Source organism: Muribaculum sp. (genome assembly GCF_029051885.1).
Lineage (GTDB): Bacteria > Bacteroidota > Bacteroidia > Bacteroidales > Muribaculaceae > Muribaculum.
Genome location: NZ_JAIDKI010000105.1, coordinates 1 through 5,393 on the forward strand (window position 1 = coordinate 1; position 5,393 = coordinate 5,393).

Consider the following 5,393-nt stretch of genomic DNA (forward strand, 5'->3'; position numbering starts at 1 on the left):
GTGGGCGACGGCGACCACACCACACTCAGCACAATCCCGGCCGACGCTACAGGCCGCCAGCATCTCCTTATCAAGGAGGAAGGTATTATTGCCGGCATCGAGATTGCAAAAAAGGTATTTGAGAAATTCGATTCTTCTCTAAAGATAACACAATATATAAACGACGGTGCTCACGTAAAGCCAGGCGATATCGCATTTGTAGTCGAAGGCCCTGTGCGCTCTCTGCTACAGACCGAGCGCGTGATGCTCAACATAATGCAACGCATGAGCGGCATAGCCACAATGACCGCACGCTATCAGGAGCGCCTTGCCGGACTTAAGACTAAAGTGCTCGACACGCGTAAGACCACACCCGGCATGCGTATGCTCGAGAAAATGGCAGTAAAAATCGGAGGAGGCGAAAACCACCGCATCGGCCTCTTCGACATGATTCTCATAAAGGACAATCATGTCGATTTCGCAGGCGGTATACCTCAGGCCGTAAACTCTGCAAAAAAATACCTCGCTGAAAAAGGCAAAAACCTCAAAATCGAAGTTGAGGTACGCAACACTGAAGAAATACTTCAGGCTCTTGAAGCCGGAGTTGACCGCATCATGCTCGACAACTTCACTCCGGAGCGCACAAAAGAGGCCGTAGAACTCATAAACGGACGTGCCGAAGTTGAATCATCTGGCGGCATTACACTCGAAACTCTCCGTGACTATGGCGAATGTGGCGTCGACTTCATCTCCGTAGGTGCCCTTACACACTCGGTCAAGGGTCTTGATATGAGTTTCAAACATTGCTGATGCCAACCTTTAGTGCCACTTTAGAGCAACTACGCCAATCAGGCAACCTCCGACATATACCCCTGCCCGGTTCGGGCAGGGAATGTATCGACCTGTCAAGCAACGACTATCTTGGGCTCGCTTCACGCCCCGGACTTCAACAGGAGTTCATGGAGATGCCCGAAAACCGCATGGCTCCGCTTACCGCGTCGGCCTCGCGTCTGCTCGCTGCCGGACAGGAGGATTTCTATGCGCTTGAAGAATTGCTGTCAACACTGTATGGGAAATCGGTGTTACTGTTCAACAGCGGTTACCATGCCAATGCAGGCACAGTCTCGGCTCTTGCTTCGGAAGGGACAATAATACTTGCCGACAAGCTCGTGCATGCCTCGATAATCGACGGCATTGTGCTTTCGCGCGCCAGATTCGCCCGCTTCCCGCATAATGACATCTCTCATCTTGAGCGTCTGCTCGAGAAGCACCACAGGGAATATGAACGCATCCTTGTTGTAGTCGAGTCTGTATACAGTATGGACGGAGACTGGTGTGACCTCGACGCACTCATCGCACTGAAGGAGCGATACCCCAACATGATGCTCTACGTCGACGAGGCTCACGCATTCGGTGTCATAGGCGACCGCGGACTTGGGCTCGTGAAAAGCAATCCGCGAGGCCATATGGTCGACATTATTGTAGGCACACTCGGCAAAGCAGCCGCATCATCCGGAGCATTTGTCGCCACAAGTCCCGACATACGCGAGTATCTTGTAAACCGTGCACGCAGTTTTATATTCTCCACCGCCATTCCTCCTATGGTATGCCGATGGAGCAGATATATAATTGAAAAGATTGTCGGGATGGATGCCGAGCGCAAACGCCTGCAAGAGATTACCCGCAGAATGTCTGCCATATTGGAGCCATACGTAGCTCTTCCCCCACAGCCAAGCCATATAATGCCGTTGGTCATCGGGGACGCCGCCCGCACGGTAGAACTCTCACAGAAATTGCTTCAACAGGGAGTGAAAGTGCTCCCGATACGAACACCGACAGTTCCGCCAGGCACTGAGCGACTGCGCTTCAGTCTGAGTGCTGCGCTGACGGATTCTGACCTCCAAAATGTAAGCATGGCAATTGCCGCCACGCTTCAGAGACTATGATTCAACGAATTATCCACCAATCCACCGACAATCACGACCTGATTCTGATATTTCTCGGCTGGGGTGCAGATGCGGAAGCAATCAGCATGCTGCGATACCCCGGCTGCGACATAATGGCCGTATGGGACTATCGCGACGAATCATTTGACATCACGCCACTGCAACGTTACCGCAACATCTACCTGTTTGCATGGTCTATGGGAGTGATGATGGCAGAGCGAGTATGCAGCAGCCATCCCGACATACACCCCACCCTGTCAATTGCCGTCAACGGAAGTCCTCATCCTGTCGATGACTCAAGGGGAATACCCGACGCTATTTTCACCGGCACCCTCGACGGACTCAACGAATCCACGTTGCAGAAATTCCGAAGACGCATGTGCCGAAACTCGGAGGAGTATGCCAGATATCGTGCCGTACAGCCCGACCGTCCGGTCGATGAACTACGCGAGGAATTGCGCATCCTTGGCATTCTTGCCAAAGAGGGCCGAGATATGCATCCGGCATTACAATGGGACAGAGCAATAATCGCGGAAAATGACCGCATATTTCCAGCCGACAACCTGAGGCGTGCATGGAACATGCTATCCTATCGAATCCGCACTACTGAAGGAGGACACCTGCCCGACTGGCAGACAATCATAGACCAGGAAATTATCGACAAGGACTATGTGGCACAGAAATTCCGGCGCTCTCTCCCCACATATGATACTGAGGCTGTGGCACAGAAAGAGATAGCCCGACACCTTTGGGACATGTGGCGGAATGAACTTGACGTACGCTCTCCCGGCACAATAATAGAAGCCGGATTCGGTACCGGAACAATGACGCGCCTCTACATGTCCTCACTGAAGCCCTCGCATATGATTCTCTGGGACCTGAGTCCATCCGAGATTGAACTCGCATGTCAATCGGTCGAGACTGTGGCCGGAGATGCCGAGGAACTGATATCGCATCAGCCCGACGCTTCAGCCGACGCCATCGTAAGTGCCTCGACAATACAATGGTTTAATTCTCCGGCCAGATTCATCGCAAATGCCTCACGCGTGCTGGCCCCGGGAGGTCATCTCGTAATCTCAACATTCGGCGAACACAATATGCGCGAACTCTCACAAGTGACCAACCTCCCACTGCGCTATCTCACTCTAAGCGAACTCGTCGGACTACTTCCCGCGGATATGCGCCTGTTGGCGTCACGACAGGAAGAGATAACAATGCGATTTGACACTCCGAAAGAGGTGATGCGACATCTGCGCGCCACAGGAGTCAACGGTATGCGCGGTGCCGGTATCCCGCTCAGCCGCATCATATCCGGATATCCGCGAAATACCGACGGAAGTGTCACCCTTACGTACCACCCCCTTTACCTTATAGCAGAAAAAATATGAATGGAGTATACTTTATATCAGGCATAGACACCGATGCCGGAAAGACATATATAACCGGCATGCTTGCAAAGCGCCTGATGGAAAAAGGGCTTAAAGTCGCAACCCAGAAATTCATACAGACCGGCAATGACACATGGTCGGAAGATATCGAGGCACACCGCATAATAATGGGTATAGATATGCTCCCGGAAGATATCGACCACACTACCGCCCCGGTCATCTTCAGCTATCCGGCCTCAGCCCAGCTTGCAGCTCGCATCGACGGACGCGACATAGACCTTGACCTTATAAAGAAATCGACCGACACTCTTGCATCGCGCTACGATGTAGTCCTTGTAGAAGGAGCCGGCGGACTTATGGTACCCATTACCGACGACTATTTTACTATCGACTATGTCGCCAGGCATGAGTTGCCGATGATACTCGTCACAAACGGTGTGCTCGGATCAATAAACCATACCATTTTATCTCTTGAGGCCATCCGTAGCCGTGGCATAAAACTATTCTCGGTCATCTACAATACATTCTTTGACAGCGACAAAATCATCGCCAAAGACACACGGGAGTTTATCGGCAGATATGTCACCCGACACTTCCCGGAGGCATCATTCATCGTGATGTAAAAAACCTTTGAGATATCCGCATATTCACTGCGCAAGAGTTAAAAAAAGTTATAGCAAGGGGCGCCCTGGCATGCTCTACAGCATAAATTAGTAACTTTACGGTGATAAAAGTCATAATCCTGCATAGTTTATATCGGGCATGGCTTCCACTGTTCATGGGATTATAAGAGTAAGACGGATGAATGTCAACACTTTAATATTGTCCATATCCAAAGAGCGACTCGCGGAGTTGCCCGTTGTGGCCTATCCGGGCTACATAGTGGTTGTCAACACACCGGAGCAGGCTGCAAGCGCCCTGAGCGCGATAAAGCGTTGCCCCGTAGTAGGATTCGACACCGAGACGAAGCCCTCGTTCCGCAAAGGTCACCCAAACAAAGTGGCCCTTATCCAGATTTCCACCGGAGAATGCTGCTATCTGTTCCGAATCAACAAGTTTGGCATCACCAAAGAATTGTGTGATTTTTTTGAAGACCCGGGTATACTTAAAATAGGCTTATCGCTGAAAGATGACTTTCACGTGATGCACCGTGGCACCAAATTCTCACCTGCCGGATTTATCGATCTACAGGATATCGTGTCAGGCTATGCTATACACGATTCAAGCCTTCAGAAAATATATGGAATAATATTTGGCGAACGTATATCCAAAAGCCAGCGTCTGAGCAACTGGGAGGCGACTGTACTCACAGCTCCCCAGCAGATTTATGCAGCAATCGACGCATGGGCATGCCTGCGGATTTATCATGCACTCACAAGCGGCACATTCAATCCGCAGGAATCGCCTTATATCATGATTCCCGACTCTTCCGACGAGGTAAAATCGTAAAAAACATGCATGTGACCTATCACATGCTATATACTACAATCCATTTAATATATATCAATACAATAGCATATACATATTCACATTTACATCTTGCCATGAAAAAATCTACCTGGTTACCACTTCTGCTGCTTATATACCTCGCAGTCATGTGCTATATAGGCAGAGCCGAATTCTACGCCGGCAACTACATGTTCTACTTCGGAATCATCGGAGCCACCCTCCTGTGTATAATACTGCTACATATATTCCTAAAACGTGGAGGCACAATAGGCCGTCGCCGCAGACAATCCTGATAACGACCTAAGAACGGCAGAAAAATACAATCGCCGTGCACCGGATATTTCCGGATTGCACGGCGATTGCCTTTATAATTTCAAGCCAGGAAAAATGCTCTACATCGCATCTCATCCCGTTTTATCAATTGCCGGGATTGTCAGAGTCGGGCTCCTCACACCGGTCTGAAGCCGCCGGATTGGGAGCATTTATTTCAGTGACGATTTTATCGGCCCCCTCATCATAACCAACACAGATTCTTGAGCCCGAAGTCACCGATGCATTAATAATCATCTCAGCGAGTTCATCCTCAAGATACTTCTGAATAGCACGCTTGAGCGGTCGAGGTGCAAAGTGT

Annotated in this window: 7 protein-coding genes; 6 read left to right on the plus strand and 1 reads right to left on the minus strand. The window is 50.3% G+C overall.

Annotated features, from left to right (window positions below; all coding sequences use genetic code 11):
• From nadC to K2I50_RS04690, 6 genes are all read left to right on the plus strand, one after another.
• The coding region (nadC, locus tag K2I50_RS04665) for a carboxylating nicotinate-nucleotide diphosphorylase (protein WP_301025062.1) at window positions 1-789 on the plus strand (789 nt) is incomplete at its 5' end.
• The gene (bioF, locus tag K2I50_RS04670) at window positions 789-1,925 is read left to right on the plus strand and encodes an 8-amino-7-oxononanoate synthase (protein ID WP_301025063.1); all 1,137 of its coding nucleotides are present in this window, start codon (window positions 789-791) and stop codon (window positions 1,923-1,925) included. The genes nadC and bioF, both read left to right, overlap by 1 nt.
• Window positions 1,922-3,313 (plus strand): pimeloyl-ACP methyl esterase BioG family protein, encoded by a 1,392-nt coding sequence (locus K2I50_RS04675; RefSeq protein ID WP_301025064.1) that lies wholly within the window; start codon window positions 1,922-1,924, stop codon window positions 3,311-3,313. Before bioF ends, K2I50_RS04675 begins: the two co-directional genes overlap by 4 nt.
• Window positions 3,310-3,936, plus strand: coding sequence for a dethiobiotin synthase (gene bioD / locus K2I50_RS04680; protein WP_301025065.1), 627 nt, complete (start codon window positions 3,310-3,312; stop codon window positions 3,934-3,936). Before K2I50_RS04675 ends, bioD begins: the two co-directional genes overlap by 4 nt.
• Window positions 3,937-4,114: 178 nt before the next feature.
• Window positions 4,115-4,762 carry a 3'-5' exonuclease gene (locus K2I50_RS04685; protein WP_526022951.1) on the plus strand — a complete coding sequence of 216 codons (648 nt, stop codon included), beginning with the start codon at window positions 4,115-4,117 and terminating at the stop codon, window positions 4,760-4,762.
• A 95-nt stretch (window positions 4,763-4,857) separates the two neighbouring features.
• Window positions 4,858-5,055, plus strand: a complete 198-nt coding sequence (locus tag K2I50_RS04690) for a hypothetical protein (RefSeq protein ID WP_301025067.1) — start codon at window positions 4,858-4,860, stop codon at window positions 5,053-5,055.
• A 124-nt stretch (window positions 5,056-5,179) separates the two neighbouring features.
• Here K2I50_RS04690 and K2I50_RS04695 read toward each other — a convergent pair.
• Window positions 5,180-5,393, minus strand: a 214-nt coding sequence (locus tag K2I50_RS04695) for a ClpB D2-like domain containing protein (protein WP_301025068.1), incomplete at its 5' end; no start/stop codon positions are given.

What these genes read in the sequence shown, in the direction of transcription:
- bioF (WP_301025063.1), top strand. Translation starts at nt 789, where the DNA reads ATGCCAACCTTTAGTGCCACTTTAGAGCAACTACGCCAATCAGGCAAC.
- K2I50_RS04675 (WP_301025064.1), top strand. Translation starts at nt 1,922, where the DNA reads ATGATTCAACGAATTATCCACCAATCCACCGACAATCACGACCTGATT.
- bioD (WP_301025065.1), top strand. Translation starts at nt 3,310, where the DNA reads ATGAATGGAGTATACTTTATATCAGGCATAGACACCGATGCCGGAAAG.
- K2I50_RS04685 (WP_526022951.1), top strand. Translation starts at nt 4,115, where the DNA reads ATGAATGTCAACACTTTAATATTGTCCATATCCAAAGAGCGACTCGCG.
- K2I50_RS04690 (WP_301025067.1), top strand. Translation starts at nt 4,858, where the DNA reads ATGAAAAAATCTACCTGGTTACCACTTCTGCTGCTTATATACCTCGCA.